Origin of the sequence: Neisseria sp. P0008.S010 (assembly GCF_051962715.1) — a bacterium.
GTDB classification, from domain to species: Bacteria; Pseudomonadota; Gammaproteobacteria; order Burkholderiales; family Neisseriaceae; genus Neisseria; species Neisseria elongata.
On record NZ_JBQCVA010000114.1, the window covers coordinates 1 to 1,045 of the forward strand.

A 1,045-nucleotide genomic window follows, 5' to 3' on the forward strand; every position below is an offset into this window, starting at 1 on the left:
TCTGCCGTGGACAATGGATTAACTAAGCCGCTTAAAGGCGAACTTTAAATTTGGAGAAAAAATGCAAACAGAAAGACGACTCAGGTTGCCTGATGTCCGCCACATGGTTGGCTACGGTACTACGACCACTTACTGCAAGTCCTAATTACTCATATGGAGGATTGAATATGCTGAACCAAATCCAGTTGAAACGTTACGCCGAGTTGTCAGGCTATACAGAAAAGGCTTTAAGGGACAAAATTAGCACCGGCGTTTGGGTAGAGGGACTCCACTACTACCGTGCACCTGACCGCCACATCTTAATCAACGTAAAAGAGGTAGAAAAATGGCAACGAAACGAATGCCAACCGGCTTAGTTATTCGCGACCATAGTATCAAAATATGGTTCATGTATCGGGGTAAACGATGTTGGGAAAGCCTGCCGCTCAAGCCCACCACCGCCAACATCCGACACGCCACCAAACTCCGGGAAGAAATATGTACCCGAATCGCCATCGGCGTATTCGACTACGCTGAATTCTTCCCCCACTCCAAACGTGCGGAAGAAACGGAAAGCAGCCCCACTTTCCGTGAGATGGCCGAAACCTGGCTGTCCACCGTTAACCAGCTATCCCACTCCACCTTATCCCGCTATCGCGGCATGCTTAACAGCCACGTTCTGCCCAAAATTGGCGACATACCGATAGACCGTATTCCAGTACAGTACCCTAGCCGGGCTGCTGGCTACCTTAGACTGTAGCGCAAAAGCTCGCAACAACATCGCCACCGTTATTCGGCAGCCGTTTGTTCTTGCGTTCCGCGACGGTAGGATAAAAGACAACCCCGCCCAGCACCTGGCCAACGCCAAAGTGCAGAAAGAGCCGCCTGACCCGTTCACGCTCGAAGAAGCCGAAGCCATCCTAGGCTACCTGAAAAATGAACCTGTGTTTCACAATTACTTCGAACTGGCCTTCTTCAGCGGTATGCGTACCAGCGAGCTCATCGCTCTCACTTGGCAGGACATCGACTTCCAGAGGCAGTGCGTGCGCGTAAACAAAGCATCCGT

3 protein-coding genes are annotated in these 1,045 nt (G+C 51.1%); all 3 read left to right on the top strand.

Annotated features, from left to right (window positions below; all coding sequences use genetic code 11):
• The first annotated feature begins 167 nt into the window (after positions 1–167).
• Positions 168–356 carry a hypothetical protein gene (locus ACTHSL_RS12715; protein WP_003782610.1) on the top strand — a complete coding sequence of 63 codons (189 nt, stop codon included), beginning with the start codon at positions 168–170 and terminating at the stop codon, positions 354–356.
• Between the two features lie 32 nt (positions 357–388).
• Positions 389–739, top strand: a complete 351-nt coding sequence (locus tag ACTHSL_RS12720) for an Arm DNA-binding domain-containing protein (protein WP_440381668.1) — start codon at positions 389–391, stop codon at positions 737–739.
• Positions 740–923: 184 nt separating this feature from the next.
• Positions 924–1,045 (top strand): tyrosine-type recombinase/integrase (locus ACTHSL_RS12725; RefSeq protein WP_440381669.1); only part of this gene is annotated, 122 nt, incomplete at its 3' end.